Annotated in this window: 28 protein-coding genes and 1 tRNA gene; 17 read left to right on the top strand and 12 right to left on the bottom strand. The window is 65.9% G+C overall.

What is annotated here, in order from left to right:
• Positions 1-62: 62 nt before the first annotated feature.
• From rsfS to L7H23_RS14470, 4 genes are read right to left on the bottom strand one after another with little or no spacing between them, the layout of a single operon-like run.
• On the bottom strand, positions 63-461 hold the full coding sequence (gene rsfS, locus L7H23_RS14455) for a ribosome silencing factor (protein ID WP_237836569.1): 399 nt from the start codon (positions 459-461) through the stop codon (positions 63-65).
• Positions 458-1,111: a nicotinate-nucleotide adenylyltransferase gene (locus tag L7H23_RS14460; RefSeq protein ID WP_237836570.1), complete on the bottom strand. Its 654-nt coding sequence runs from the start codon at positions 1,109-1,111 to the stop codon at positions 458-460. The genes rsfS and L7H23_RS14460 overlap by 4 nt, the downstream gene beginning before the upstream one ends.
• Positions 1,108-1,455 carry a hypothetical protein gene (locus L7H23_RS14465; RefSeq protein ID WP_237836571.1) on the bottom strand — a complete coding sequence of 116 codons (348 nt, stop codon included), beginning with the start codon at positions 1,453-1,455 and terminating at the stop codon, positions 1,108-1,110. The genes L7H23_RS14460 and L7H23_RS14465 overlap by 4 nt, the downstream gene beginning before the upstream one ends.
• On the bottom strand, positions 1,452-2,735 hold the full coding sequence (locus L7H23_RS14470; RefSeq protein WP_275671203.1) for a glutamate-5-semialdehyde dehydrogenase: 1,284 nt from the start codon (positions 2,733-2,735) through the stop codon (positions 1,452-1,454). The genes L7H23_RS14465 and L7H23_RS14470 overlap by 4 nt, the downstream gene beginning before the upstream one ends.
• A gap of 78 nt (positions 2,736-2,813) precedes the next feature.
• Here L7H23_RS14470 and L7H23_RS14475 point away from each other — a divergent pair, with 78 nt between their 5' ends.
• The 5 genes from L7H23_RS14475 to L7H23_RS14495 all read left to right on the top strand — a co-directional run bounded on the left by L7H23_RS14475 (position 2,814) and on the right by L7H23_RS14495 (position 6,687).
• Entirely contained in the window at positions 2,814-3,947 is a 1,134-nt protein-coding gene (locus tag L7H23_RS14475; protein ID WP_237836572.1) for a DUF3667 domain-containing protein, read from the top strand.
• A gap of 52 nt (positions 3,948-3,999) precedes the next feature.
• Positions 4,000-5,631 (top strand): alkaline phosphatase D family protein, encoded by a 1,632-nt coding sequence (locus L7H23_RS14480; protein WP_237836573.1) that lies wholly within the window; start codon positions 4,000-4,002, stop codon positions 5,629-5,631.
• A 79-nt stretch (positions 5,632-5,710) separates the two neighbouring features.
• The gene (locus tag L7H23_RS14485) at positions 5,711-6,034 is read left to right on the top strand and encodes a metalloregulator ArsR/SmtB family transcription factor (RefSeq protein ID WP_237836574.1); all 324 of its coding nucleotides are present in this window, start codon (positions 5,711-5,713) and stop codon (positions 6,032-6,034) included.
• The gene (locus L7H23_RS14490; protein ID WP_237836575.1) at positions 6,031-6,453 is read left to right on the top strand and encodes an SRPBCC domain-containing protein; all 423 of its coding nucleotides are present in this window, start codon (positions 6,031-6,033) and stop codon (positions 6,451-6,453) included. Before L7H23_RS14485 ends, L7H23_RS14490 begins: the two co-directional genes overlap by 4 nt.
• 27 nt (positions 6,454-6,480) lie before the next feature.
• Positions 6,481-6,687: a hypothetical protein gene (locus tag L7H23_RS14495; protein ID WP_237836576.1), complete on the top strand. Its 207-nt coding sequence runs from the start codon at positions 6,481-6,483 to the stop codon at positions 6,685-6,687.
• A 2-nt stretch (positions 6,688-6,689) separates the two neighbouring features.
• On the opposite strand, the gene L7H23_RS14500 is transcribed toward L7H23_RS14495, so the two are convergent.
• Positions 6,690-7,613, bottom strand: coding sequence for a crotonase/enoyl-CoA hydratase family protein (locus L7H23_RS14500; RefSeq protein WP_237836577.1), 924 nt, complete (start codon positions 7,611-7,613; stop codon positions 6,690-6,692).
• 200 nt (positions 7,614-7,813) lie between these two features.
• Between L7H23_RS14500 and purC the strand changes: the two genes are divergently transcribed.
• The 3 genes from purC to L7H23_RS14515 all read left to right on the top strand — a co-directional run bounded on the left by purC (position 7,814) and on the right by L7H23_RS14515 (position 12,740).
• Positions 7,814-8,590, top strand: coding sequence for a phosphoribosylaminoimidazolesuccinocarboxamide synthase (purC, locus tag L7H23_RS14505; protein WP_237836578.1), 777 nt, complete (start codon positions 7,814-7,816; stop codon positions 8,588-8,590).
• Between the two features lie 68 nt (positions 8,591-8,658).
• Positions 8,659-9,798: a diguanylate cyclase gene (locus tag L7H23_RS14510; RefSeq protein ID WP_237836579.1), complete on the top strand. Its 1,140-nt coding sequence runs from the start codon at positions 8,659-8,661 to the stop codon at positions 9,796-9,798.
• 47 nt (positions 9,799-9,845) lie between these two features.
• Entirely contained in the window at positions 9,846-12,740 is a 2,895-nt protein-coding gene (locus L7H23_RS14515; RefSeq protein ID WP_237836580.1) for an insulinase family protein, read from the top strand.
• 16 nt (positions 12,741-12,756) lie between these two features.
• Here L7H23_RS14515 and L7H23_RS14520 read toward each other — a convergent pair whose 3' ends face one another.
• From L7H23_RS14520 to L7H23_RS14530, 3 genes are all read right to left on the bottom strand, one after another.
• Positions 12,757-13,185, bottom strand: a complete 429-nt coding sequence (locus L7H23_RS14520; RefSeq protein WP_237836581.1) for an addiction module antidote protein — start codon at positions 13,183-13,185, stop codon at positions 12,757-12,759.
• Between the two features lie 228 nt (positions 13,186-13,413).
• A complete protein-coding gene (gene bfr, locus L7H23_RS14525; protein ID WP_237836582.1) occupies positions 13,414-13,896 on the bottom strand; it encodes a bacterioferritin in 483 nt (160 codons plus the stop codon).
• A gap of 100 nt (positions 13,897-13,996) precedes the next feature.
• On the bottom strand, positions 13,997-14,170 hold the full coding sequence (locus tag L7H23_RS14530; protein WP_237836583.1) for a (2Fe-2S)-binding protein: 174 nt from the start codon (positions 14,168-14,170) through the stop codon (positions 13,997-13,999).
• 183 nt (positions 14,171-14,353) lie between these two features.
• On the opposite strand from L7H23_RS14530, the gene purS reads away from it, so the two are divergent.
• Both purS and purQ read left to right on the top strand, forming a co-directional pair.
• On the top strand, positions 14,354-14,584 hold the full coding sequence (purS, locus tag L7H23_RS14535; RefSeq protein ID WP_058812514.1) for a phosphoribosylformylglycinamidine synthase subunit PurS: 231 nt from the start codon (positions 14,354-14,356) through the stop codon (positions 14,582-14,584).
• Between the two features lie 22 nt (positions 14,585-14,606).
• Positions 14,607-15,272: a phosphoribosylformylglycinamidine synthase subunit PurQ gene (gene purQ, locus L7H23_RS14540; RefSeq protein ID WP_237836584.1), complete on the top strand. Its 666-nt coding sequence runs from the start codon at positions 14,607-14,609 to the stop codon at positions 15,270-15,272.
• Here purQ and L7H23_RS14545 read toward each other — a convergent pair.
• Both L7H23_RS14545 and L7H23_RS14550 read right to left on the bottom strand, forming a co-directional pair.
• Positions 15,234-15,686, bottom strand: coding sequence for a hypothetical protein (locus L7H23_RS14545; protein WP_237836585.1), 453 nt, complete (start codon positions 15,684-15,686; stop codon positions 15,234-15,236). The genes purQ and L7H23_RS14545 overlap by 39 nt on opposite strands.
• A 6-nt stretch (positions 15,687-15,692) precedes the next feature.
• A complete protein-coding gene (locus L7H23_RS14550; RefSeq protein ID WP_237836586.1) occupies positions 15,693-16,442 on the bottom strand; it encodes a queuosine precursor transporter in 750 nt (249 codons plus the stop codon).
• 73 nt (positions 16,443-16,515) lie between these two features.
• Here L7H23_RS14550 and L7H23_RS14555 point away from each other — a divergent pair.
• A tRNA-Arg gene (locus L7H23_RS14555) sits at positions 16,516-16,592 on the top strand.
• 12 nt (positions 16,593-16,604) lie between these two features.
• Here the strand turns inward: L7H23_RS14555 and L7H23_RS14560 are convergent.
• Positions 16,605-16,772, bottom strand: a complete 168-nt coding sequence (locus L7H23_RS14560) for a hypothetical protein (RefSeq protein WP_237836587.1) — start codon at positions 16,770-16,772, stop codon at positions 16,605-16,607.
• 179 nt (positions 16,773-16,951) lie between these two features.
• Between L7H23_RS14560 and L7H23_RS14565 the strand changes: the two genes are divergently transcribed.
• Both L7H23_RS14565 and L7H23_RS14570 read left to right on the top strand, forming a co-directional pair.
• On the top strand, positions 16,952-17,296 hold the full coding sequence (locus tag L7H23_RS14565; protein WP_237836588.1) for a hypothetical protein: 345 nt from the start codon (positions 16,952-16,954) through the stop codon (positions 17,294-17,296).
• 5 nt (positions 17,297-17,301) lie between these two features.
• Positions 17,302-18,300, top strand: a complete 999-nt coding sequence (locus L7H23_RS14570; protein WP_237839266.1) for a pyridoxamine 5'-phosphate oxidase family protein — start codon at positions 17,302-17,304, stop codon at positions 18,298-18,300.
• Between the two features lie 15 nt (positions 18,301-18,315).
• Here L7H23_RS14570 and L7H23_RS14575 read toward each other — a convergent pair whose 3' ends face one another.
• Positions 18,316-20,661, bottom strand: a complete 2,346-nt coding sequence (locus L7H23_RS14575; protein ID WP_237836589.1) for a TonB-dependent receptor — start codon at positions 20,659-20,661, stop codon at positions 18,316-18,318.
• A 92-nt stretch (positions 20,662-20,753) separates the two neighbouring features.
• On the opposite strand from L7H23_RS14575, the gene L7H23_RS14580 reads away from it, so the two are divergent.
• The 4 genes from L7H23_RS14580 to ahpF all read left to right on the top strand — a co-directional run bounded on the left by L7H23_RS14580 (position 20,754) and on the right by ahpF (position 25,156).
• On the top strand, positions 20,754-21,329 hold the full coding sequence (locus L7H23_RS14580) for a hypothetical protein (protein WP_237836590.1): 576 nt from the start codon (positions 20,754-20,756) through the stop codon (positions 21,327-21,329).
• A complete protein-coding gene (locus L7H23_RS14585) occupies positions 21,326-22,831 on the top strand; it encodes a PepSY-associated TM helix domain-containing protein (RefSeq protein ID WP_237836591.1) in 1,506 nt (501 codons plus the stop codon). Before L7H23_RS14580 ends, L7H23_RS14585 begins: the two co-directional genes overlap by 4 nt.
• A gap of 95 nt (positions 22,832-22,926) precedes the next feature.
• Entirely contained in the window at positions 22,927-23,490 is a 564-nt protein-coding gene (ahpC, locus tag L7H23_RS14590; RefSeq protein WP_237836592.1) for an alkyl hydroperoxide reductase subunit C, read from the top strand.
• 82 nt (positions 23,491-23,572) lie between these two features.
• Positions 23,573-25,156 carry an alkyl hydroperoxide reductase subunit F gene (gene ahpF / locus L7H23_RS14595; protein WP_237836593.1) on the top strand — a complete coding sequence of 528 codons (1,584 nt, stop codon included), beginning with the start codon at positions 23,573-23,575 and terminating at the stop codon, positions 25,154-25,156.
• Positions 25,157-25,347: the final 191 nt, after the last annotated feature.

The following is a 25,347-nucleotide window of genomic DNA, read 5'->3' on the forward strand; positions in this document are numbered from 1 at the left end:
CGGGTGGGGGAGCGGGCTGGTGCCGCTTCTGTTCGGGCTTTAGGCCGAACAGAACAAGGACGTCAATTTACCGCGGTAACCGGCGGGGCGTCGCCGAACGACCACATGCGCTCGAGGTTGTAGAAGCTGCGAACCTCGGGGCGGAACAGGTGGACGATGACGTCGCCGGCATCGAGCAGCACCCAGTCGGCGTTGGGCAGACCCTCGACGCGGACGCTGCGGCCCGCTTCCTGCTTGATGCGCTGCGCCAGCTTGTCGGCGATCGCCGAGACGTGACGCGTCGACCGGCCGCTCGCGATCACCATATGATCGGCGATGCTGCTCTTTCCGGCAAGCGGGATGGAGATGGTTTCCTGGGCCTGGTCCTCGTCCAGCTGGTGGAGGATCAGTGCGTGGAGGGCTTCCACGCTGTCATTCGCAGGTGCGGCGCCGGGCGCGGCATCCTTACTGGCGGCTATCAAGCGGTTTCATTCCTTTCATCCATGGCCAGCCGCGAATGCGTGACAGGGTCGCGCATCGCGCGGCCTGCATAGCTCTCGAACCAGCGGGGGTTGGCCTGCCGTATTGCAGTTGCGGATCGCACATCGGGCGAAAAACGCAGGAACACGAGGGCAGGCGGTCTCCAGTCTGTCCAAAGACGTTTCTGGTCCGCGGGCCGGACAAAGCGCCGCAGCCAACCCATCGCCTCTGCAGCATGGGTGCGGCCATTATAGCCCGGACGCGCGATAACCGCAATCGGCATCAATCGCGCAATTCCCCGCCAGTCGCGCCAGCGGGGCAACTGGACCAGATTGTCGGCGCCCATGATCCAGATGAACTGCCGGTTCGGGTAACGGCGGACGAGCTTTTTCAGCGTGTCGACGGTGTAGCGTGTGCCGAGTTCGGCCTCGATCGCGGTCGCCCGGATGGGGGAGCGGCGCGCCATCTTTTGCGCCGAGCCGAGCCGCGCGCGAAGCGGTGCCATGCCTTTCGCGGGCTTCAGCGGATTGCCCGGCGAGACGAGCCACCACAGCTCATCGAGGCCGAGTGCCTCGATCGCGTCGAGGCTGATCGCGCGATGCCCGCCATGCGCAGGATTGAAGCTGCCGCCGAGGAGGCCGGTGGTGATCATTCGGGGAAGGATTTCACGACCCGGATATGGCCGACGATGGCCTGATTGAAACGCGGCAAGTCTTCGGCCGGAATCCAATATTCCTCATGCTCGCGCCCACCGGCCTGCTCGACCTTGTATTCCGCCAGATAGTCGGCGGCGACATCGAATTCGGTCACGAAGCCGGATCCAGACGCGGGGACGTTCCAGTCGCGCGCGATCTTCACGGCATAGTCATAGGTCGTCACGGGATAAAAGATCGGCTGCTCGGGCAGGCGGGGCGGAAACTCGCGCATCCCGCTGGCGGCGATCAGCATCAATTCTTCGGGACCGACCGGCCGCCACAAACGCACGCTGTCGCTCAAGGACGCACCTGTCCCGTCCCACGCACCAGCCATTTATACGTCGTCAGCCCTTCGAGCGCGACCGGCCCGCGCGCGTGGAGGCGGCCGGTGGCGATACCGATTTCGGCGCCGAGGCCGAATTCGCCGCCGTCAGCGAACTGCGTCGAGGCGTTGTGCATGACGATCGCGCTGTCGACTTCGGACAGGAAGCGGTCGGCCGCCGCCTGATTCTCGGTGACGATCGCGTCGGTGTGGTGGCTCGAATGGGCGTCGATATGCGCGAGCGCTCCGGTCAGGCCGTCGACCAGCGCGATCGAGACGATCGCGTCGAGATATTCGGTGTCCCAGTCGCCCGCCGAAGCCGCGTCGACATGCGGGCTGAGCGAGGCAATATCCTTGTCGCCGCGCACTTCGCAGCCCGCCTGGACCAGCGCGTCGACGATGGTGAGCGGCGCTGCATAAGCGCGATCAATCAGGATCGTTTCGGTGGCTCCGCAGACGCCGGTGCGGCGCATCTTGGCGTTCACGGCAAGGTCGACCGCCTTCGCGGGGTCGGCGGCGCCGTCGATATAGAGATGGTTGATCCCGTCGAGATGCGCGAGCACGGGTACGCGCGCCTCGTCCTGCACGCGCGCGACCAGGCTCTTGCCGCCGCGCGGGATGATGATGTCGATCAGCCCCTGCGCGCGGAGCAGCGCGCCGACTGCGGCGCGGTCCTGCACGGGCACAAGCTGCACCGCATCGGAGGGCAAGCCCGCTTCGGCGAGACCCGCGGCGAGGGCGGCGTGGATTGCGCGGTTCGACTGGACGGCCTCGCTACCGCCGCGCAGGATCACCGCATTGCCCGACATCAGCCCGAGCGCCGCGGCATCGGCGGTAACGTTCGGGCGGCTTTCATAGATGATGCCGACGACACCGAGGGGCACGCGGACGCGGCTCAGCTCCATGCCGTTCGGCCGAACGGCGCGGTCGATCTCGCGGCCGACCGGATCGGGCAGCGCTGCCACTTCCCCGACCGCATCGGCGATCGCGCCGAGCCGGTCTTCGTCGAGCCGGAGGCGATCGAGCATTGCCGCGCTCAGCCCCGAAGCTTTCCCGGACGCCATGTCGCGCGCGTTCGCTTCGAGGATCGTGGCCGCCTGCGCGCGCAATTGCCCGGCGGCCGCGCGGAGCGCCGCCGCCTTGTCGGCGGTGCTGGCAACGGCCAGCGCCTTCGCCGCCGTACGGGCGCGGGCGCCCATGTCGGCGATCAGGGCATCGGCGTCGGTCAGGCGCGGCGAGGTGAGGGCTTCGGCGTTCACGGTCCGCCCCTATCATGCTTTGCTTGGCCCATGAAAGTCCCGTTGCGCGGGCGGCCGCGCGCCACTAGTCAGGGGCGCATGAGCGGGGACATCGAAAGCATCGGGGCGGCGATCACGGCGGGGCTGGCGGGCTCGGCGGTCGAGCCGAAACATGGTGGCGGGCACGGGCACGGCGGCACGCGCTGCCTGAATTGCGGGACGAGCCTTGTCGGTTCGCACTGCCACCGCTGCGGGCAGAAGGTTGACGTGCATCGCAGCTTCGGCGCGATCGGGCACGACCTCGTCCACGCGATCTTCCATTTCGAGGGCAAGCTCTGGAACACGCTGCCGATGCTTGCGTGGCGGCCGGGCGACCTGACGCGCCGTTATATCCACGGCGAGCGCGCAAGCTTCATTTCGCCGCTGGCGCTGTTCCTGTTTGCGGTATTCCTGACCTATGCGGTGCTCGCGATGGTCGGCGCCGGCGGGGGCGTAGGCGAGGAGCTGAACAAGGCGGCGGCCGAGCAGACGCGCACCGCGGCGATCAAGGACAGCATGCAGGCCGAGGTCGACCGGATCGACGCCGAGCTCGCGAAAAAGAATCTGCCCGCCGGGCAGCGCGAGGAACTCGCGAGCGAGCGCGACACGCTCCAGAAGAGCGCCGACTATCTCGGCGTCTCGCGCAGCCGCAGCAAGACCGAGCGGGCCGCCGACCGTGCGGCGGGGCCGCCGGTGCTGGACGACCCGAAAGACCAGGTGATCACCAGCGCGAATTTCATTTCGCAGAACAAGTACAACACCGGCGTTCCCTTCATCGACCACGGGTTGGCAAAGGCGTTCGCCAACCCCGCGCTGATCCTCTACAAGCTGCAGGCGAACGCCTATAAATTCGCGTGGGCGCTGATCCCGTTGTCGCTGCCCTTCATGTGGCTGCTCTATCCGTTCAGCCGGCGCTTCCACACCTACGATCATTTCGTCTTCGTCACCTATTCGATCAGTTTCATGCTGCTCTTGTTCGTCGTCGTGCGGCTGCTGAACCTGACGGTCTTCGGCCAGACCGCGACCTTCCTCGCGATGCTCTATGTGCCGTTCCACATGTATCGCCAGCTGCGCGGGGCCTATCGCTCGTCGCGCTTCGGTTCGCTCGTCCGCGCGACGTTGCTGCTTTTCTTCAGCCTGTTTTCGGTGATCATGTTCATGCTGCTGCTGCTCGCGCTCGGCGTCAGCGGCTAGCGCCAAGCTGTCACATAAGCCGGGCAAAGACCGGGCGAAAAGGAGGACTGCCATGCACCAGCTCTGGGGCGAGATCGATCGCCGCCTGCTCATCAAGCTCGGGACCGCGGGACTCGCCGCGCTGTCCCTCCCCGGCGCTGCGCAGGCGATGGCGGCGCAGGGCTTCACACACAATGTCGCGAGCGGCGAGCCGGGTCCGAACAGCATCCTCCTCTGGACGCGCTATGCCGCGCCATCGGACACACGCCTGACGGTCGAAGTCTCCGAAACGTCGGATTTCGCGCGCGTCGTCGGCGGCGGTAGCGTCACCGCCGAGGGGGAGAAGGATCATACCGCCAAGTTCTATGTCGACGGGCTCCAGCCGGGCCGCTGGTATTTCTATCGCTTCGTCGCGCCTGACGGAACGATGTCGCCGACGGGGCGGACGCGCACGCTGCCGCAGGGGCCGACACGCGCGTTCAACCTCGCGCTCTTTTCCTGCTCGAACCTGCCGTTCGGCTGGTTCAACGCCTATGGCCATGCTGCCGCGCGCGGTGACATCGACCTGTGCGTCCATGTCGGCGACTATCTCTACGAATATGATGCCGGCCATTATCCCTCGGTAAAGGAAGCACTGCCGGGGCGGGTCATCGAGCCCGCGAACGAGATCGTCGCGCTCGCCGACTATCGCCTGCGCTATGCTTCGTATCGCGCCGATCCCGATCTGCAGCGGCTGCATCAGCTTTTCCCGATGATCGCGCAGTGGGACGATCATGAATTCGCCAACGACGCGTGGAAGGGCGGCGCCGAAAATCACGACGCCAACGGAGGAAACTGGACCGACCGCATGGTGGCGGCCGAACGCGCGCACACCGAATGGATGCCGGTCTCCGACACGCGCTGGCGCCACTATCAGGTCGGAGACCTCGCGACGATCTTCCTGCCCGAAACGCGCGTCACGGGACGCGACAAGCAGTTCGAGATCGACGATATCGTCAAGGCGGGCGGCAATGCGGCGGCGGCGCTCAAGACCTTCGCCGAGACCGCGTACCGCGATCCCGCGCGCCAGATGCTCGGCGCCGATCAGGAAAAATGGCTGCTCGGCAGTATCGTCGATTCGGCGAAGGCGGGGACCCGCTGGCAGGTGCTGGCGCAGCAGGTCGTGATGGGCACCCTGTTCAGCCCGCCCGAGGCCGCGAACTGGTTCGGACCCAATCCGCCCGAGGTCGTGCGCAGCCGCGTCGCCGCGGCGCAGGCCGCAGCCAAGGCCGGGCTGCCGCTCAACATGGACAGCTGGGACGGCTATCCCGCCGCGCGCGACCGCATCCTCGCGGCAGCGCAGCACGCGGGTGCCGATCTCGTCACGCTGTCGGGCGATAGCCACAACGCCTGGGCCTTCGATCTGGTCCATGGCGGCAAGCCCGCGGGGATCGAGGTCGGCGGCCACAGCGTCACCTCGCCGGGCTATGAAAGCTATACGAAGGGCATTTCGGACGCCGACCGTGTCGCCGCGCTCCGCCACTCCTCGCCGCAGCTCAAATGGGCAAACACGCAGGATCGCGGCTATGTGACCGTCGGCTTCACCCCCGACCGCGTGACCGCCGACTGGCACAATGTCGCCTCGATCCGCGAGCACGATCTGAAACTCTCGGGCTCGCACCGCATGACCGCGGCGCGCGGCAAGCGGAAGTACGACGCCGCCTGATATCCTCTCCCCGGAGGGTGCTTGACATATTCATAACTCCACGGTTATGGGAATATCCATAGCCAGAGAGTTATGAATTATGACCCAGTCTCCAGACCTTCTTTTCCGTGCGCTCGCCGATCCGACCCGGCGTGCCCTGTTCGAACGGCTTTGCCTCGATGGCGAGCAGACCGTCGCCGCGCTCACCGCGGGTGCGGGCATTTCGCAGCCCGCGGTGTCGAAGCATCTCGGCGTGCTCAGGCAGGCGGGTCTGGTGCTTGACCGGCACGAGGGACGGCAGACGCATTACAGCGCGCAGCAGCGCGCGCTTGCGCCGCTCGTCGACTGGACGGGCCGTATGAACCGCTTCTGGGAAGCCAGGTTCGACGATCTCGAGGATTTGCTGAAAAGGATGGATCAATGACCGATACCGAGCTTCGCACCGTCACGGTCGAGCGCGAAATCCCGCATCCGCCCGAAAAGATCTGGCGTGCGCTGACGACACAGCATCTGATCGAGGAATGGCTGATGAAGAACGACTTCGGCCTCGACCTTGGCCATCGCTTCCGGCTGCGCGGCGACTGGGGGAGTGTTGATTGCGAGATTCTGGACGTCGATCCCGGCCGGATGCTCTCCTACAGCTGGAACCATCCGCACGAGGATCCGGCGTACAATCTGGAAAGCGTGGTGACCTTCACCCTCGAACCGAGCGGCGCGGGCACGTTGCTCCGCATGGAACAGACCGGTTTCCGTCCCGAACAGAAGCAGGCGTTCGGCGGCGCAATGGGCGGCTGGCGCATCCATCTCGAGAATCTGGAAAAGACCGTCGCCGCGCTCGGCTGAGTGCCGACGGCAGCAAGGAGAAGTCCGATGAATTTTATCCGGCAGTTCCACCGCTGGACGTCGATCGTGTTCAGCGCGATCGTCCTTGCGATCTTCGCGACGCTCGGGCTCGGGCAACAGCCGGCGGAGTGGGTCTATTACCTCCCGCTGCCGCCGCTGTTCGTGCTGACGCTCTCCGGCCTTTGCATGTTCTTCCGGCCTTATGTCCGGAAACGGGGTCGCGCCGCCGGCTGAGGTCAGCTGTACGGCGGCGTGTCCTCGAATTCGTCGAACCACGGATAGTCGTTCGCGACGCTCGCGGTGAAATTGGGCGGGCGCTTTTCGAGGAAGCTTGTCACGCCCTCGGCGGCATCGGGGCTGCGTCCGCGCGAGAAGATCACGCGGCTGTCCCAGCGGTGCGCATGGATCGGGTGCGGCGCGCCCATCATGCGCCAGAGCATGTGGCGGGTAAGCGCGACCGAGACCGGCGCGCTATCGGCGGTCATCTCGCGCGCCTTGGCGATCGCGGCGTCGATCAGCGCGCCCGGCGCGTGGACCGACTGGACGAGACCCTTTTCATGCGCTTCGGCGGCCGAGATCAGGCGGCCCGAATAGCAGAGGTCGACCGCGTTCGCGATGCCGACGAGGCGCGGCAGGAACCAGCTCGACGCCGCTTCGGGCACGATGCCGCGGCGCGCGAACACGAAGCCGTAGCGCGCGGTTTCGCTGGCGAGGCGCGCGTCCATCGGCAGGGTCATCGTCGCGCCGATCCCGACCGCGGCGCCGTTGATCGCGCCCAGAACGGGCTTTTTCGCGGCGAAGATGCGCATCGACACGCGGCCGCCGCCGTCCTGTACCAGCGGGTGCGACCAGTTGATCGTGCCGTCCTCGGCGACCGGGCTTTTCGAAACGCCCTCGGGCAACTGCCCCTGCTTGTCGGCGCGCTTGTCATAATCGAACGTGTCGCCGCCGCTGCCGAGGTCGGCGCCGGCGCAATAGGCCTTTTCGCCATGCCCGGTGAAGATCACCGCGCGCACGCTGTCGTCGGCGTCGCATTCGTCGAGCGCGGCGATGATCTCGGCCATCATGTCGGCGGTGAAGGCGTTCATCCGCTCGGGGCGATAGAGGGTCAAAAGGGCGATGCCCTCATGCTTGTCGAGGCGAATCTCGTTGTAGCTCATCTCTCTCTCCTTGGGGCTTCCGGCATCGTTGCAAGCGCGGCCGTGCAAGGCAAGCTCTAGTTGACGTAAACGTAAAGATAGCGGGGATGACGTGCCCTCGCTTTGTCGCTATAGGCGCGCCGACCGCCCCGGCGTGCGCCTCGCTCATGAGTCGTTCCCGCCGGGGCCATTCATTTGGTTCCGACAGAAAGTAAGCGCCCATGGCCCGTCGCCGCCAGATCTACGAAGGCAAAGCCAAGATCCTGTATGAGGGCCCCGAACCGGGCACGCTGATCCAGTATTTCAAGGATGACGCGACCGCGTTCAACGCGCAGAAGCGCGGGACGATCAACGGCAAGGGCGTGCTCAACAACCGGATTTCGGAGCATGTCTTCACGCTGCTCGGCAATATCGGGGTGCCGACGCACTTCATCCGCCGCCTCAACATGCGCGAGCAGCTGATCCGGCAGGTCGAGATCGTGCCGATCGAGGTGATCGTGCGCAACGTTGCCGCGGGCACGCTGTCGAAGCGCCTTGGAATCGAAGAGGGTACGCAGCTTCCGCGCACCCTTATCGAATATTGCTACAAGGACGATGCGCTGGGCGATCCGCTCGTCGCCGAGGAGCATATCGCCTGCTTCAACTGGTGCAGCCAGGACGAGCTTCACGACATCCAGGACATGGCGATCCGCATCAACGACTTCATGTCGGGGATGTTCGCCGCGGTCGGCATCCGCCTGGTCGACTTCAAGCTCGAGTTCGGGCGGCTTTACGAAGGCGACTTCAGCCGCATCATCCTCGCGGACGAGATCAGCCCCGACGGCTGCCGCCTGTGGGACATGACGACGAACGAGAAGCTCGACAAGGACCGCTTCCGCCGCGACCTCGGCGGCGAAGTCGAGGCCTATCAGGAAGTCGCGCGCCGGCTGGGCCTGATGCCCGAGGGCGGCGACAATGCCGTGCTCGACCTCGAAAGCCACCGCAAGAAGAAGAGCTGACGCGCGGGGCCACCGCGCCCCGCCCCATGCTTAAGCCTTGATTTACCATGGCTTGCTACCCCCGTCGCATGACGGGGGTCTATCACTGGTTGCGCACGCGGGTTTTTCCGCCTGTGCCTGCGGATATCCGCGACGATGTCGCGGTGTTGCGCGCGCAGCGTATCGAGACGCTGACCCCCGCGCTTTTCCTGCTGCTCGCCGCGACGACGCCCACCGCGATCTATGCGGGTGTGCCGACCGTGCACTGGATCGTCCGTGTCGGCTTTCCGGTCGTTCTCGCGGTGATCGGCGTTCTCGGTTTCCTCTTCCTGATGCACAATCGCGGCCGCCGCATGAGCCCGCGCCGCGCACGCCGGATGATATCGGAGGCATCGTGGCTTTCGGGCGTGACCGGCGCGATGTGCAGCGCGTGGACCGTGATCAACTGGCTCGCGGCGCCGCCTTCGGCGCAGAGCTTCTATGCCATGATCATGGCGATGGGGTCGCTCGCGACCGCCTATTGCCTGTCGTCGATCCGCTTCGCGACGTTCGTGAATCTGGGGATCGGACTGGTGCCCGTCTCCTTCCTGATGCTGACCTCGGGCGTTCCCGCCGAATTCGCGGCGGGCGCCAGCCTTGTCCTCGCCAGCCTCTTCCTCCTCCGCATGGTGGTGCAGCAGCACGGCCAGCTCGTCGACCTGCTCCAGCTTCAGCGGCAGATGCGCGAGCTGGCGCACAGCGATCCGCTGACCTGCCTGCCGAACCGCCGGGCGTTCGACCTGCGTCTCGACGAGGAGATCGCACAGGCGCGGGCGGGGCACGGCTTTGCGATCGCGCTGCTCGACCTCGACGGCTTCAAGCCGGTGAACGACCGGCACGGCCACGCCGTCGGCGACCAGTTGCTCTGCGCGATCGCGGCGCGGCTTGTACGGGCATGCGGCAATCACGCAATGGTCGCGCGGCAGGGCGGCGACGAGTTCGCGATACTGGTTCCCGCGGGGTCGCCGCTGCTGGCGACGTCGCTTGCCGACCATATTCTCGCCGCGCTCGCCGCGCCCTACCATATCGACGGGCAGTCGATCCGCGTCGGTGCCAGCATCGGCGTTGCGACCTGGCCGGCGTCGGGAACGACGAGCCACAAGCTGTTCGAGACCGCCGATCGCGCGCTTTATGCCGCGAAGGCGGTTGATCGCGCCGACACGTCGTCTGTCGAAAGCCTCGCCGGCTAGGCAGCGCGCGGCTTGACCGTCCCGAAGGGGGCAGCCAAACCGGACCCATGAAGACCAACCTGTTCCGGCGCGCATCGACCGTGCTGTCGCCTCTCGCTCTCCTCGCCGTCTGCTCCGCACCGGCCCTTGCCAGGGAGCCGGCGGCAAAGCCGGTGGCAACCGCGACCGTCAATCCGCAGGATGCGGCCGCCAGGGCGTGGAACTTCGCCGCGAGCGACGTGCCGGTTGATCGGGACATCGTCTTCGGCGTGCTGCCGAACGGGATGAAATATGCGCTGCTGAAGAACAGCACGCCAAAGGACAGCGTGATCCTGCGCATGCGCTTCGACGTCGGCAGCTTTGCCGAGGCCGACGATCAGCGCGGGCTCGCGCATTTCCTCGAACATATGGCGTTCAACGGGTCGACGCATGTGCCCGAAGGCGAGATGATCAAGTTGCTGGAGCGCAAGGGGCTCGCCTTCGGCGCCGACACCAACGCCTCGACCGGCTTCGACCAGACCGTGTACAAGCTCGACCTGCCGAACGCGTCGGACGACATGGTCGATACCGGGCTGATGCTGATGCGCGAGACCGCGGGCGAGCTGACGATCGATCCCGCCGCGGTCGATCGCGAACGCGGGATCATCCTGTCGGAACGTCGCGCGCGCGACACCTATCAGCTGCGCAGCCTGATCGACCAGCTCGACTTCCAGATGCAGGGAATGAAGGTCGCAAGCCGGATTCCGGTCGGTACCGAAGAGGTGATCAGGACGGCGCCCGTCGCGCGCCTGCGCGATCTTTACGACCGCTATTACCGCCCCGAACGCGCCACGCTGGTCATGGTCGGCGATTTCGATCCTGCCGCGATCGAGGCAAAGATCAAGGCGCGCTTCGGCGACTGGAAAGGGCGGGGCCCCGCGGGACCCGACCCCGATATCGGCAACCTCGATTACAAGCGCGCGGCCGCCGCTGACGATTTCATCGACCCCGCGATCCAGGATTCGGTGACCATTGCCGCGTTCAAGCCCTGGGTGATCGAACCCGATACGAAGGCCAAGCGTGCCCGCAACCTTGCCGAGGAAATCGGCGAGGCGATCGTCAGCCGCCGCCTTGCAAAGATCGCGCTTCAGGAAGACTCGCCGATCCTCACCGGCTATTTCAACGACGCCGAGGGCTGGAAGACGTTCGACCAGATCAGTATCGGCGCGGTCGCGAAGGAAGGCGCCTGGCAGGAAGCGCTGGCGCTGATCGAGCAGCAGATGCGCGCCGCCGCCGAATATGGCTTCACCGACGCCGAGGTGCAGGAACAGATCGCAACGCGTCGCACCGCATTCAGGAACGCCGTCGCGGGCGTGACGACGCGGCGCAGCGATGCGCTGGCCGACGCGCTGACCGAGGCGGCCGAGGGCGACTATGTGTTCACGCGCCCCGAAACCGGTCAGGCGCTGTTCGAGGCCGAGGCGCCGAAGCTCGATGGCGCTGCGGTGACCGCTGCTTTCAAGAAGCGGATGGAAGGCTTCGGCGCCCCGCTTGCGCGGGTCACGGCGAAAAAGCCCATCGACGGCGGGTCGGGTGCCATCCTCGCCGCGCTCACCGCGTCGGAGCGGGTGGCGGTCGCGGCGCCCGCGGCTGCCGAAAGCGCAGCTTTCGCGTACACCGACTTCGGAACGCCGGGCAAGGTCGTCAGCGACACGCGGATCGACGATCTCGGCATCCGCCGCATCCGCTTTGCGAACAACGTGATGCTCAACATCAAGAAGACCGATTTCCAGAAGGATCGCGTCTATCTGTCGCTGCGCGTCGACGGCGGCAATCTGCTTGCGACGCGCGACGATCCGACGAAGGTCGCGCTGATGGGGTCGTTCGTCGTCGGCGGGCTCGAGGCGCACAGCTTCGACGATCTGCGCACGATCATGGCGGGCAAGACCGTGGGGTCGAATTTCGGGTCGAGCACCGACGCCTTCGGCGGTGCGGCGCTGACCTCGCCCGAGGATTTCAAGCTGCAGGCCGAACTGATGGCGGCGTACCTCACGCATCCCGGCTACCGGGCCGACGGGCTGGCGTTGCTCCGCCGCGCACTGCCGCAGCAATATGCCGCGAACGACGCGACGCCGTCGGCGGTGCTCGGCCGCGATGCGGGCGGGATTCTCGCCAATGACGATCCGCGCACGCAGACGCCCCCGCTCGCGGCGATGATGGCGCTCGACTGGGACAGGCTGAAGCCCGCGGTCGCCGACAGCCTGCAGCATGGCGCTATCGAGATCGGCGTCGTCGGCGATATCGACGAGCAGGCCGCGATCGAGGCGATCGCCGCGACGCTCGGTGCGCTGCCCGAACGGCGTGCCGCGTTCGATCCGCGCGCCGATGCCCGCATCCGCGAATATGCGAAAAACCGCAGCGAGCGCACGCTGATCCACAAGGGACCGGCCGAGCAGGCCGAACTGCGCGTCTATTGGCCGGCACGCGACGACAGCGACCTTGCCGAGGCGATGCGGATCAACCTGCTGTCGCGCGTGATGCAACTCATGCTGACCGAGGAGCTGCGCGAGAAACTCGGCGAAAGCTACAGCCCCGGCGCGGGTGCGAGCCTGTCGGATGAGTTTCCGGGCTATGGCCATCTCTTCGCGGCGAGCAACATCGACTACAAGGATATCGCGACGACCCGCGCCGCAATCTTCGCGATCGCGAAAGAGCTTCGCGACAAGCCCGTCGATGCAGATCTGATCGACCGCGCGCGCAAGCCGCTGCTCGAGGCGATGACCAAGGCCCGGCGCGAGAACAGCTATTGGCTGCCCTACGTCGCCGAGGCGACGAGCCGCGAAGACCGGCTGGATCGCAGCCGCAAGAGCATCGCGATCGTCGAGACGGCAACGCCTGCCGAGCTGCAGGCGCTGGCGCAGCGCTATCTGACCGACGACAAGGCGCTGGTGATCAAGGCAGTGAGCGACAAGGCCCCGAAATAGGACTCCGAAACAAGGGTCAGAGCCCGCCGACGCGCCCCGGCGCCCGCGCGCGGACGAAATTCTCGAGCGCCGAGTACAGCATCTCGCGCGCGTCGCTGCCGAGCATCTCGGCGGTCAGGCAGTCGAACTGTACCCGGTCTCGCGCGCCCGCGGCGATGACGATGTCGGCGAGCAGCGCCTCGTCGAAGCTGACGCGCGGGCAACAGGGCGGGGCGACCGCAAACGGATCGGGCCAGATATGGCCGATCGCCTCGACCACGAGGCGATAGCGGCGCGCGGCGAGGATATTGCCCCAGCGGCGCTCGAGTTCGGGCATCGGGTCGCGCTCGGCGCGGCGGCAGAGGATGCAATAACGCAATGCAAGGACGGCTTGGGCGGCATCGACGGGCAGATCGCGAACGAGCGGCTGTTCGGTGAATTTCCGGACCAGTTCGCTGCCCTGCATGATGCCTCCCGCTGATCGGCCTTTTTGCCTGGTCCCGCCCCGGAGCCGAAAAAGATGCCGGCCGCTTTAGGTGCAGCTTGAAGATGCAGCGGCCGGCAGGAGGGGACTGCCCGACTGTGCTATTGAGAATTATTCGCAAATACAAGCGAAAAAAGAGGCGCTTGAAAGCGCCTCTGATTTCAGCGGCTTAGGCTGTGGACGAAGCCCCCCTCCGCCTTCGCGCCATCGTCAATCTTCGCTGACCGGCTTCGACTGCAGCTGGATGTAATTCTCGATTCCCATGCGCTCGATCATCTCGAACTGCTTTTCGAGCTCGTCGACATGATGCTCCTCGCTTTCGAGGATGTCGGAGAAGAGGTCACGGCTGACATAGTCGCGCACGCTCTCGCAATGCGCGATCGCGTCCTTGAGCAGCGGGATCGCTTCTTCCTCGACCGCGAGGTCGGCCTTCAGGATTTCCTCAACCGTTTCGCCGACGCGCAGGCGGCCGAGCAGCTGGAAGTTGGGGAGGCCGCCGAGGAAGAGGACGCGGTCGGCCAGCTTGTCGGCATGCTTCATTTCGTCGATCGACTCTTCGCGCTCGAACGCGGCGAGGCGCGCGACGCCCCAGTTGTCGAGCATGCGATAGTGCAGCCAATACTGGTTGATCGCGGTCAGCTCGTTCTTGAGTGCCTCGTTGAGGAAATCGATGACTTTTTCGTCGCCCTTCATGATGTCAGTCCTGTCGTTTTTCTTGGGATCGGGTTGCGCGCATTATACAGGCCCCGGCCCGGTCAGGCCAAGGTCAAAAATGGCGGAAAACCAAGAAAAATCAGGCGGTCGCGGCGACGTCGCTGATGATATTGCGAGCGAAAGGCAGGCACTGGCCGCACTTGGGTTTGCGACCCAGTTGCGCATAGGCGGCCTTGGCACACCGCAATTGGCCGTCCCGCGCGACGTCGCGCAGATCGCGTTCCCTTATTGCGTTGCAGACACAGACGACCATGTGCGAATCCTTCTCAACAAGGATGATTTAGGGATAGTGCGAGGGATTCGCAACAGGAAAGATGCGACTTACTCGCAGTCCGAAAAGCGCGTTTTTTCGTCTCCGCGCCCCTTGCCCGAAAAGTGATTCGCGGGCATAGGCGCGCCCAACTTCCCAAGCCCGCTCGAGCAAAGGTCCGCCCCCATGAAAGTGAATGTCTATGTGACGCTCAAGCCCGGGGTTCTCGACCCGCAGGGCAAGGCGATCCACCACGCGCTCGAAGGACTGGGTTTCGGCGGCGTCGCCGACGTCCGCGCCGGCCGTTTCATCGAACTCGACGTCGCCGACGGTACGAGCGATGCCGATCTCGACGCGATGTGCGCGAAGTTGCTCGCGAACACGGTGATCGAAAACTACCGCATCGAACGCGCCTGAACGCGTTGCAGGAGCCAGACCCATGAAGACCGCCGTCATCGTCTTTCCCGGCTCCAACTGCGACCGGGACATGGCCGTCGCGCTCGAACAGGTCACCGGCAAAGCGCCCGCGATGGTGTGGCACCGCGAGAGCGAGCTGCCTGACGGCGCCGACTTCATCGCGCTCCCCGGCGGCTTTTCCTATGGCGACTATCTCCGCTCGGGCGCGATGGCGGCGCGGTCGCCGATTTTGCGCGCGGTCTCGGATGCCGCAGGCCGCGGCGTGCCGGTGCTCGGCGTCTGCAACGGCTTTCAGGTGCTGACCGAGGCGCAGCTTCTGCCCGGTGCGCTGATGCGCAACGCCGGCCTCAACTTCGTCTGCCGCACCGTCCCGCTGAAGGTCGAGAATAGCCAGTCGCTGTTCACCGCCGCCTATGGCGCGGGCGAGGAGATCGCCATTCCGGTCGCGCATCATGACGGCAATTATTTCGCCGATGCCGCGACGCTCGACCGGATCGAGGGCGAGGGCCGCGTTGCCTTTCGCTATGCCGACAGCGTCAACGGCTCGGCGCGCTCCATCGCGGGCGTGCTCAACGATGCGGGCAATGTGCTGGGCATGATGCCGCACCCCGAACGCGCGATCGACCGCGCGCATGGCGGCACCGACGGGCTACGCCTGTTCGAGGCGGCGCTCGGCGTCCTCGCCTGACCGGACGGGGGGCGGCGTCCCCTCGCCAAGGTCCTCGATGCGGAGGCTGCCGGCGCCCGCCGTCTCGGCGGCAGGATCCGGAACTTTCGCTTTGGGCTGCAGCCAGCGTCCGACCACCAGCAGCACCGTCGGCCAGAACATCGTGTTCCAGATGTCATGCCAGTGCGCCGCATCGGGCTGGATTGCCGATCGGCTGTATTCGGCCGTGAGGTCGAGCCATTCGCCGCCGCACGCCATTGCCAGCACCGCGAGCCAAGCGACGAGCCACCCGCCGCGCCGGCGCCAGGCGAAGCGCACCAGCAGAAAGAGCGTGAGACCGAAATAGACGTGCAGCGCGTCCTTATCGAGGCCGGTCGCTTCGATGACAGAGATTTTCCGCGCCTCGAACAGCGAGGCCAATTCTATCAACGTCATGGAAAATCAGACCCTGGCACCGAACGGATTGAAATCGGTGCCCTCGTCGAACACGTCGACACCTTCGCGCCGCTTCAACGTCCCGACCACCGCATAGGTTGCGGGCGTCAGCGCGGCTTCCCACGCGGTCTTGATCGCCCATTGCGACAGCACGACCTGCATCAATTGCTCGGGAGGCCATCCTGCAAGCCCGTAAAAGGCGAGCGGGTAGAAAATCAGGCTGTCGAGACCCTGGCCGACGACGGTCGAGCCGATCGTGCGTGCCCACAGCATTCGCCCGCCCGTCCACAGCTTCATCCGCGCGAGCACATAGGAATTGGCGAATTCGCCGACACAGAAAGCAGTCATCGACGCGAGGACGATGCGCCAGCTGTTGCCGAAGACGAATTCATAGCTCGCCTGCCCCGGCCAGCCCTCGGCGGGGGGCAGCGCGACGACCACCCACGCCATGAACGCCATGAAGGCGAGCGCGGCGAAGCCGGTCCAGATGACCCGGCGCGCGCGGGCATAGCCATAGACCTCGGTCAGCACGTCGCCGATGATGTAGCTGATCGGGAAGAAGAGCACCCCGGCGCCGAATGCCCACTGGCTGCCGTCCGGCAGGACGATATAGCTCGGTTTGGAGGCGCCGATGATGTTGCTCAGGAGCAGGATCGCGACGAACGCCGCCATGATCAGATCATAATAGCGAAAGTGCCGGACAGCCGACGCAGCGACGTGCTGGGGTTTGTCGGACAGGGTCGAGGTGTCGGTCATCGCGACCGCTGCTTAACGCGCTTTGCAGCCCAAGCAAACCACGCTATTCGCCGCGTCCACAGCCTTGGTGCACGCGCCCGTAGCTCAGCTGGATAGAGCACCCGCCTTCTAAGCGGGTGGTCGCAGGTTCGAATCCTGCCGGGCGCGCCATCTTCCCCGTTGCTATCCGGTCGCCTGCTCGGCGCGTTTCAGTTTGCGCGCCTTCTGTTCGTGACGGACCGCGGCCTCGCGAAGGCGGCGCGCGAGGAAGGGGTCGTCGGACGCGTTCGCCTTCAGCCGCGCGACGCGCGCGAGCTGCTCATAATAGATGGAATCGCGAATCTGGTCCATTCGGGGACAGGTATCACGATGCTGTCACAAAGGAACGAACGCTTTTCCGGCGATTTTTCCCGAATCGGGGCAAGACCCGAACCCGGGCTGCCGCGGGTAATATGCTGCACTCGACTTCCTTGTTGAGAATCGTTCGCAAATATGCGATACCATTCCCGACGACCGGAAAGGAATGCGGCATGATCCACGCAGCCATCGAGGTGCCGCTCGCGAGACGGTCGGGCGAGATGCTGATAGGCGAGGCGTTGCGCTGCTGGTCGCGCGCCCGCGCGCTCAAAACGGACGTGATACCAAAGATATACGGATTGCTCGCGATCAGCGGCCGGCCGATGCTCGCACCGGCGCTGGCGAGCATGCTCGCGCTGTTCGAGGATTGGCTCGGTCGCCCGCCGGCATCCGCCGGTCCGCGGCAGTTGGCCGACGAGGCGCTGCTGCTGACCCTGCTCGAAGAGGCGGCCGGCACCGCCACGCCGTTCGAGTCCGCGCTCTGCTCGACGCGTGCGATGCTGTGGGAGGGGCTGTGAGCGAGATGATCGACAGCCGCGAGGCGCTTGAGGCCGTGATCGGCAAGGCGCCGCCCGCGATCGACCTCAAGGTCATCGATCATATCGACGCGACCGCGCGGGCGTGGCTGGCGAGCGCCCCGTTGATGTTCTCAGGGCTGGGCGGGGCAGGGCGCATCGCCGTGACGCTCGGCGGTGGTGCGGCGGGCTTCGCCGCAGCCGCCGATCCGTCCACCTTGCAACTGCCGCTCGACCGCATCGACGATCCCCCCCTTCTCGTGCCGGGCGCCAGCTTCGGTTCGCTTTTCCTTGTCCCCGGAATCGGCGAGACGCTGCGGATCAATGGCCGCGTCGCCGGTGTCGCTGACGGCATGGCCCGGATCGCGGTCGAGGAATGCTATGTCCATTGCGCGAAGGCGCTGATCCGCTCCGAATTCTGGGCCGCCGCTCCCGTGATCGACGCGCCGGCCGATGCGCAGGGCTTCGCCGCCGCCAGTCGCTTCATGGCGCTCGCGACGATCGACGCCAACGGTGGCGCCGACCTCAGTCCGAAGGGCGACCCCGCGGGCGCGATGGTCCGCGCCGAGGGCGAACGACTGTGGTTCGCCGATCGGCCGGGCAACCGCCGCGCTGACAGCTTTCGCAACATCATCGCGCAGCCGTGCATCGCTGCGGCGCTGCTGATCCCTGGCTCGGCCGAGGTCGTGGTCGTCGAGGGGCGGGCGGCGGTGACCACCGACCCCGCGATGCGCGAGGCCTTCACCGTCCGCGAGAAGCTGCCGTTGCTTGCGACGCGCGTCGACGAGGTGCGCCTGACCCGGCGACCGAGCGCTGCGCTCGCCCGCGCCGCGCTATGGCCCGCCGCGGCGGCGCCCGCCGGGCTCCGCCCCGCAAAGATGCTCGCCGAGCATGTCCGGCTCAACAGGGACAAGGGGCTCGGCGCACGCATCGCAGGGGCGTTGGTGTCGGTGCCCGGGCTGATGCAGCGCGGGCTCGACAAGGACTATAAAGACAATCTTTATTGAGCGGGAAGGGGCGCCCTAGAAGCGCCCCTCGAAGGTCAGCCCGAACATCCGCGGCTCGCCGAGCAGCGCCTGCAGCCGGCCGGCGTTCTCGTACTGATAGTCGTAATATTTGTCGTCGAAGATGTTCGTCGCGACCAGATACGCCCCGAAATTCTCGTTGCTGTAGCCGATCTTGGCGTTGACGAGCGTGCGCGCGGGGACGTCGCGGCCGAGATCCTGGTCGATCACATTCTGGAACTGCGCGCCGCGGTAATTGGCGTTGAGGTTCACCGACACGCCGCTCGGGTGGCGCCAGTCGACGCCCGCCGCCGCGGTCCATTTCGGCGCGCCCGAGAAAGCGTTGCCCGACAGGTCCTGCGCCTGACCGTTCCGGACGGTGAAGTCGAGGAACTTGCTGTTTGCATAGCCGACCGAGCCATAGATGTTGAGGCGGTCGGTCGCCTGGAAATTACTCTCGACCTCGAAGCCCCAGACGCGCGACTTGCCCGCGTTCTGCGTCTCGTAATCATAGACATTCTCGGACAGTTGCACCGTCACCTGCTGGTCGGTCCAGTCGATATAGAAGGCGTTGGCGTTCAGCGTCAGGCGCCGGTCGAGCCATTGCGTGCGCAGCGACAGCTCGTAATTCCACGTATATTCGGGATCATAGGTAAAAGCCTGCGCGCGGCCCGGATTGATCCCGCTGCCGCCCGAGCGATAGCCGCGCTGGACGATCGCGCTCAGCGTCTTGTCGGGCGCGACCTCCCACGACACGCCCCCCTTCGGCAGGAACGCCTTGTAGGTCGTCGTGCGCTGCGGCCCCGAACTGCTGGCATTGTCGACGTCGGAGAGCAGCAGCCCGTTCACCGTCTGCACGACCAGCCCGAACAGCGGATTGATCTGGCCATAGAAGGCGGGGTCGGGAAGCACGGTGTTGAGCGTCACGTCATTCTCGTTGCGCACCTTCTGCTTCTCGCGGTCGTAGCGGAAGCCCGCGAGCAGCTTCAGTCCCGGCGCGACCTCCCAGCTCGCATCGCCGAACAGCGCCGCGGTCTGGATGTCGAACGGATAGAGCTGCTTCGACGAGATGAAGACGCGCTCGGGATAGACCGCGCGCACCTGCTGCGCGAGCGCCAGCGCGGTCGCGGGGTCGAGCCCGGCGCCGCCCTGCGCCGGCGGCAGCGACAGGAAGCCCGCGACGCGCTGCGTCAGCCCCAGATCCTGATCGAGATCGAGGCTGAAGGTGCTGTTCGCCAGATAGTCGGGGTTCTTGTGGTGCGAATAATAGGCGCCGACCAGACCCTGCAACGCGCCGGTGTCGAAGGTCAGCCGGAGCTCCTGGCTGAAGATCTTCTGGTTCGTCGAATAGTCGCCATAGGCCTCGTCCTCGCGGCGCAGGTCGCCGTCATAGGTCGAGAAGGTCTTGAGCTTGTTGTAGGTGCTGATCGACGACAGCGTGAAGACGTCGCCGAGCGGCAGCGACGCATCGAGCGTGAACAGGTCGGTGCTCGTTTTTGTATAGGTGTCGCGGTTCGCCTCGACTGTGCGGCGCTTCCACGCGTTCGGCAGGTCGGTGAAGCTATAGCCGCGCCCGTCGTTGCCGAAATGCCGGTCGCGGAGATAAGAGGCGACGATCTTCAGCCCGTCGGCGCCCCACGGCGTGAAGAGCAATTTGGTGCGCAGCACCTCGCTGTTCGACTTGGCATGGTCGCCGCCGGTGACGCTGTTCTTGATCAGGCCATCGCCGCGCGCGATCTCGCCCGCGACGCGAAACGCGAGGACATCGGGGACGATCGGGCCGCCGACCGCGGCGGCGAAGCGATATTCGCCGTCGGCGTCGGTGATCATCGCGCGCGCCTTGCCCTTCCAGTCGAAGCTGGGGTCGGTCGTCTTGAGGATGATCGCGCCCGCCAGCGCGTTGCGGCCCTGCAGCGTCGACTGCGGCCCGCGCAGGATTTCGACCTGGTCGAGGTCCCAGAGGTCGAGCGGCCCGCCGCCACTCGCTTCGCGGGGTAGCGGCGATCCGTCGAGATAGACGGTGGCGAGGTCACCGAGCCCGGTGCCCGAGACATTGGTGCTCGAAATGCCGCGGATGTTGAAGCCGCTCTCGGAAAAGGTCGACGACAGGTTCGCGGTGCGGTCGATCAGGTCATAGACGCTGACGAGATTCTGCTTCTCGATTTCCTCGGCGGTAAAGACCTTCACGCTCGTCGGCGTGTCCTGCAGCGTGCGGTCGAATTTCAGGCCGGTGACGACGATCTCGTTGCTGTCGGTCGCGGCGCCGGCATCGGCGCTCGCCGCATCCATCGCGGCTTCTTCGGCATGGACCGGCATTGCCGCGCCTGCGAGCAGAAGCGCCAGCAGCTTGATCGTCTTGGTCATGGTAACACCCCCTGTGTCGCTGATGGCGCGGCGGCTATTGCTATTGCAAATGAGAGTCAATAGTGGAGAAGGCAGGATTGCAAGGGGGATATATGGAAGACAGCCCGGCCATTGGCCCGGCCTTGCTGGTTGCCGTAGCGGCAGGCGCGGGCGTGTGGATGCTGCTGCGGTCGTGGCGCGGCAGGCAGTCCGACCGCCGGCTCGTCTGGAGCGGCTGGCTGCTGATCGTGGCCGCGCTGGCTTACCCGGCTTCGCTGCTCGGCCCGGTGCGCGGCCCCCTCATCGCGCTCGCGCTCGTCTCGACCGTCGCGCTCGGCGTCGTCGCGTCGAATTACACCGTCCGTCAGGCGAAGGCGCGGGCCGCGCGCGAAAGCCTTGCCCCCGAACCTTCGGATCGCGCGACGACCAAAGGACGCGAGACACTCCGCTGGCTGCTCGCAGGGCCGATCGGGATGATCGCGGCGATGGGCGTCGGCATTGCATGGGCTGCGCTCGTCCCCGGCGAACCGCAGACGCGGCTCGTCGTCGGCGGGCTGATCGTCCCCGTCGCGTGGGGCGGCTGCATGGCGTGGACGCTCGCCGACAACCGTATCATCCGCGCGACCGCCGTGCTCGTCGGCGTCGCGATCGTCAGCTTTGGCGCCGCCATATTGAAGGGCTTCGCATGACCGCCACCTCCAAGCCCGCGAAGAAGAAAGACCTGATGTCGCGCATCCCCGCGGGCTTCGTCCGCGCGGTGCTGCGCGGGCACAGCAGCCTCGGCCTGGCGTTTGCCGCGCTCATCTATCTGATCTGCCTGTCGGGCAGCATCGCTGTCTTCGCGCACGAGTTCCAGCGCTGGGAAAGCGCCGCCGCACCGCAGGTGACGAGCGTCACCCCCGACGCGGTGCAGACCGCCTTCGAGGGCGCGATCGCCGCGGGCGGGAAGGGCGTCGAGCATGTCTATATCACGCTGCCGACCAGCGATTTCCCGCGTTTGCTCCTCTATGTCGACGCGGCCGAGGACCGCGAGTTCCTCGCCGACGCGACCGGCAAGCTGGTTCCCGGCAAGGAATTCGCGTGGACCGAATTCGTCACGCGGCTCCACATCAACCTCCACCTGCCGCGCACCTGGGGCGGCTTTCTCGTCGGGTTGATCGGGGTGGCTTTGCTGTCGTCGCTGATCTCGGGCGTTCTTGCGCATCCGCGCATCTTCCGCGACGCGTTCCACTTGCGGCTCGGCGGGTCGAAGCGGCTGCAGGAGGCCGATCTGCACAACCGGCTCGGCGTCTGGGCGCTGCCCTTCCATATCATCATCTCGCTGACCGGCGCCTTCCTCGGGCTCACGACCATCATCGTCGGGGTCCTCGGCATGGCGATGTTCAACGGCGACGTGGGCAAGGTCTATGCGCTGTTCATCCCCGAGCCTCCGGTCGACGATCCGCGTCCGGCGCCGGTGCTCGACCTTCGCCCCATGTATGCCAAGCTGCCGCAGGACGGCGGACGCCTCACCTATATCTTCACCGAGCATCCGACCGAAATGGGCGGTGCAGCGCTGTTCAACGTCGAGCAGCCGGACCGCATGGCGGGGGTCGACAGCTATGCCTTCCGCCGCGACGCGACGATCTACAATCAGGGCAAGGCCGCCGACAACAATCTCGGCGAGGATCTGCTCGGCGGCATGAGCCAGCTTCATTTCGGCTGGTTCGGCGGCGGGATCGTCAAGATCGTCTATTTCGCGCTCGGCCTTGGTCTTACCTATCTGGCTGCGAGCGGGGTCAACATCTGGCTCGCGCGCCGCCGCGACAAGGGCCGGCCCGCGCCGGGCTGGGAACGCGCATGGGGTGCGACCGTCTGGGGCCAGCCCGCGGCGATCGCGGGCGCCGCGGTCGCTAGCGTGGCCATTGGCGAGACTGCGGTCGCGATCGCGACATGGGCGGCGCTGTCGGTGATCTTCTGGCTGCTCGCCTTCCACTTCGATTCGGCGTGGCTCGGCAGGGCAGGGCGGGTCGCGACGGGCGCGCTGATGCTGCTCGCGGTCGCGGTGCATCTGGCGCTTCGCGGCGGCGCGACCTCCGCCGATCCGGTGGCGTGGATCGTCAACGCGGGCTTTCTGATCGGGGGATTGGCGCTGCTCGCGCCGGACTTCCGCCGCAAGGCCGTAACGGCAAGTCCCGCTGCAATCGCCTGATCGAAATTTTCGATCAAAGCTCGCGATATTTTCGCTTTTCGCACTGCAACATATATGGCTAGGGGGAGCCTCCAACAACAAAGGAGCTCTCCCTTATGTCCGTTCTGAACACGACCCTGAAGCCTTTCAACGCCACCGCCTACAAGGACGGCAAGTTCGTCGACATCAGCGATGAGAGCGTGAAGGGCAAATGGGCGGTCTTCTTCTTCTACCCCGCCGACTTCACCTTCGTTTGCCCGACCGAGCTCGAAGATCTCGCCGACATCTATCCGACCCTCCAGAAGATGGACGTCGAGGTCTATGCCGTGTCGACCGACACGCATTTCAGCCACAAGGCGTGGCACGACACCTCGCCGGCGATCGGCAAGATCAACTATTTCATGGTCGGCGACCAGAACCACAATCTGTCGAAGAATTTCGAGGTTCTGCGTGAAGGCGTCGGCCTTGCCGACCGCGGCACCTTCGTCCTCGACCCGCAGGGCGAAATCCAGCTGCTCGAAATCACCCCCGAGGGTGTGGGCCGCAACGCCGCCGAACTGCTCCGCAAGATCAAGGCGCTGCAGTATTGGGTCAGCCACCCGGGCGAAGTCTGCCCCGCGAAGTGGGAAGAGGGCGCGGAAACGCTGGCTCCCTCGCTCGACCTCGTCGGCAAGATCTAAGTCTGCCTGACATATTGCCGGAGGGGCGGCGGCACGACCGCCGCCCCACGGTTTCTATCCCCCTCTCGCAGGAGCTCTCCCCATGCTCGACGCCAATCTGAAGCAGCAGCTTCAAGGCCTCCTCACGAACCTTCGTGAACCGATCGAACTCGTCTCGTCGCTCGGCGACGATGCCAAGTCGGCCGAGCTGGCGACCCTGCTCGACGACATTGCCGCGCTGTCGGACAAGGTCGGCGTAACCCGCGCCGACGACGATGCGCGCCGCCCCAGCTTCCTGATCCGCCGCGCCAGCGATGCCGATGTCGCGGTCCGCTTCGCGGGCATCCCGATGGGGCATGAATTCACCTCGCTCGTCCTCGCGCTGCTGCAGGTCGGCGGACACCCGCCGAAGGTTGCGCCCGAGGTGCTTGAGCAAGTGGCCGCGCTCGACGGCGATTTCCACTTCGAAACCTATTTCTCGCTGTCGTGCCAGAACTGCCCCGACATCGTGCAGGCGCTCAACCTGATGTCGGTCGTCAATCCGCGCATCACCCACACCGCGATCGACGGCGGCCTGTTCCAGGCCGAGGTCGAGGACCGCAAGATCATGGCGGTGCCGACGATCTTCCTCAACGGCGAGAATTTCGGTCAGGGCCGCATGGAGCTGGAGCAAATCCTTGCTAAGCTCGACAGCGGCGCCGAAGCCAAGGCCGCCGAAAAAATCGCCGCGAAGGACGCGTTCGACGTGCTCGTCGTCGGCGGCGGTCCCGCGGGGGCCGCGGCCGCCATTTATGCGGCGCGCAAGGGCATCCGGACCGGCATCGCCGCCGAACGCTTCGGCGGGCAGGTGCTCGACACGATGGCGATCGAGAATTTCATCTCGGTCCAGCACACCGAAGGCCCGAAGCTCGTCGCGCAGCTCGAGCAGCACGTCAAAGATTATGACGTCGACATCATGAACCTGCAGCGCGCCGAAAAGCTGATTCCGGCGAAGGTCGAAGGCGGCCTCCACGAGGTGAAGCTTGCGAGCGGCGCGTCGCTGAAGGCGCGGACCGTGATCCTCTCGACCGGCGCGCGCTGGCGCCAGCTCGGTGTGCCGGGCGAGGACCAGTATCGCAACAAGGGCGTCGCCTACTGCCCGCACTGCGACGGCCCGCTCTACAAGGGCAAGCGCGTCGCGGTGATCGGCGGCGGCAACAGCGGCGTCGAGGCGGCGATCGACTTGGCCGGCCTCGTCGCGCACGTCACGCTGATCGAGTATGACAGCGAACTGCGCGCCGATGCGGTGCTCCAGCGCAAGCTTGCGAGCCTGCCGAACGTGAAGATCATCACCTCGGCGCTGACCACCGAAGTGCTCGGCGACGGCGAGAAGGTGACGGGCCTGTCGTACAAGGACCGCAACAAGGACGAACTGCACCAGATCGAGCTCGAGGGCGTGTTCGTGCAGATCGGTCTCGTTCCGAACACCGAATGGCTGAAGGACAGCGTCACCCTGTCGCGTCACGGCGAGATCGAGGTCGACCATCGCGGCGAGACGAGCCAGGCGGGCATCTTCGCCGCGGGCGACTGCACGACCGTGCCTTACAAGCAGATTGTCATCGCGATGGGCGAGGGGTCGAAGGCAGCGCTGTCGGCATTCGATTACATGATCCGGCTGCCGGTGAGTGCGGAAGCCGAGGCGGCGTAATCCACTACCGTCATCCCGGGCTTGACCCGGGACCCGCCTTGTCTTCAAATATCAGGCAGGCCCCGGGTCAAGCCCGGGGTGACGAGTGTGTGTATGCCCGAATCGAGACCTCCACCGAAGCCAATCCCACTCTGCCGCTTCGAGGAACTGGCCGAGCGCGAAAACCGGCTGCGCGAGGAAGCGGCGCGGGG

The organism is Sphingopyxis sp. BSN-002, assembly GCF_022024275.1.
Classification (GTDB): domain Bacteria; phylum Pseudomonadota; class Alphaproteobacteria; order Sphingomonadales; family Sphingomonadaceae; genus Sphingopyxis.

Bases quoted from the DNA above. Each gene is read 5' to 3' on its own strand.
- L7H23_RS14460 (WP_237836570.1), bottom strand. From the start codon at position 1,111: ATGATCACCACCGGCCTCCTCGGCGGCAGCTTCAATCCTGCGCATGGC.
- L7H23_RS14475 (WP_237836572.1), top strand. From the start codon at position 2,814: ATGAGCGGGGACATCGAAAGCATCGGGGCGGCGATCACGGCGGGGCTG.
- L7H23_RS14480 (WP_237836573.1), top strand. From the start codon at position 4,000: ATGCACCAGCTCTGGGGCGAGATCGATCGCCGCCTGCTCATCAAGCTC.
- L7H23_RS14485 (WP_237836574.1), top strand. From the start codon at position 5,711: ATGACCCAGTCTCCAGACCTTCTTTTCCGTGCGCTCGCCGATCCGACC.
- L7H23_RS14490 (WP_237836575.1), top strand. From the start codon at position 6,031: ATGACCGATACCGAGCTTCGCACCGTCACGGTCGAGCGCGAAATCCCG.
- L7H23_RS14495 (WP_237836576.1), top strand. From the start codon at position 6,481: ATGAATTTTATCCGGCAGTTCCACCGCTGGACGTCGATCGTGTTCAGC.
- L7H23_RS14500 (WP_237836577.1), bottom strand. From the start codon at position 7,613: ATGAGCTACAACGAGATTCGCCTCGACAAGCATGAGGGCATCGCCCTT.
- purC (WP_237836578.1), top strand. From the start codon at position 7,814: ATGGCCCGTCGCCGCCAGATCTACGAAGGCAAAGCCAAGATCCTGTAT.
- L7H23_RS14510 (WP_237836579.1), top strand. From the start codon at position 8,659: ATGACGGGGGTCTATCACTGGTTGCGCACGCGGGTTTTTCCGCCTGTG.
- L7H23_RS14515 (WP_237836580.1), top strand. From the start codon at position 9,846: ATGAAGACCAACCTGTTCCGGCGCGCATCGACCGTGCTGTCGCCTCTC.
- L7H23_RS14520 (WP_237836581.1), bottom strand. From the start codon at position 13,185: ATGCAGGGCAGCGAACTGGTCCGGAAATTCACCGAACAGCCGCTCGTT.
- bfr (WP_237836582.1), bottom strand. From the start codon at position 13,896: ATGAAGGGCGACGAAAAAGTCATCGATTTCCTCAACGAGGCACTCAAG.
- L7H23_RS14530 (WP_237836583.1), bottom strand. From the start codon at position 14,170: ATGGTCGTCTGTGTCTGCAACGCAATAAGGGAACGCGATCTGCGCGAC.
- purS (WP_058812514.1), top strand. From the start codon at position 14,354: ATGAAAGTGAATGTCTATGTGACGCTCAAGCCCGGGGTTCTCGACCCG.
- purQ (WP_237836584.1), top strand. From the start codon at position 14,607: ATGAAGACCGCCGTCATCGTCTTTCCCGGCTCCAACTGCGACCGGGAC.
- L7H23_RS14545 (WP_237836585.1), bottom strand. From the start codon at position 15,686: ATGACGTTGATAGAATTGGCCTCGCTGTTCGAGGCGCGGAAAATCTCT.
- L7H23_RS14550 (WP_237836586.1), bottom strand. From the start codon at position 16,442: ATGACCGACACCTCGACCCTGTCCGACAAACCCCAGCACGTCGCTGCG.
- L7H23_RS14560 (WP_237836587.1), bottom strand. From the start codon at position 16,772: ATGGACCAGATTCGCGATTCCATCTATTATGAGCAGCTCGCGCGCGTC.
- L7H23_RS14565 (WP_237836588.1), top strand. From the start codon at position 16,952: ATGATCCACGCAGCCATCGAGGTGCCGCTCGCGAGACGGTCGGGCGAG.
- L7H23_RS14570 (WP_237839266.1), top strand. From the start codon at position 17,302: ATGATCGACAGCCGCGAGGCGCTTGAGGCCGTGATCGGCAAGGCGCCG.
- L7H23_RS14575 (WP_237836589.1), bottom strand. From the start codon at position 20,661: ATGACCAAGACGATCAAGCTGCTGGCGCTTCTGCTCGCAGGCGCGGCA.
- L7H23_RS14580 (WP_237836590.1), top strand. From the start codon at position 20,754: ATGGAAGACAGCCCGGCCATTGGCCCGGCCTTGCTGGTTGCCGTAGCG.
- L7H23_RS14585 (WP_237836591.1), top strand. From the start codon at position 21,326: ATGACCGCCACCTCCAAGCCCGCGAAGAAGAAAGACCTGATGTCGCGC.
- ahpC (WP_237836592.1), top strand. From the start codon at position 22,927: ATGTCCGTTCTGAACACGACCCTGAAGCCTTTCAACGCCACCGCCTAC.
- ahpF (WP_237836593.1), top strand. From the start codon at position 23,573: ATGCTCGACGCCAATCTGAAGCAGCAGCTTCAAGGCCTCCTCACGAAC.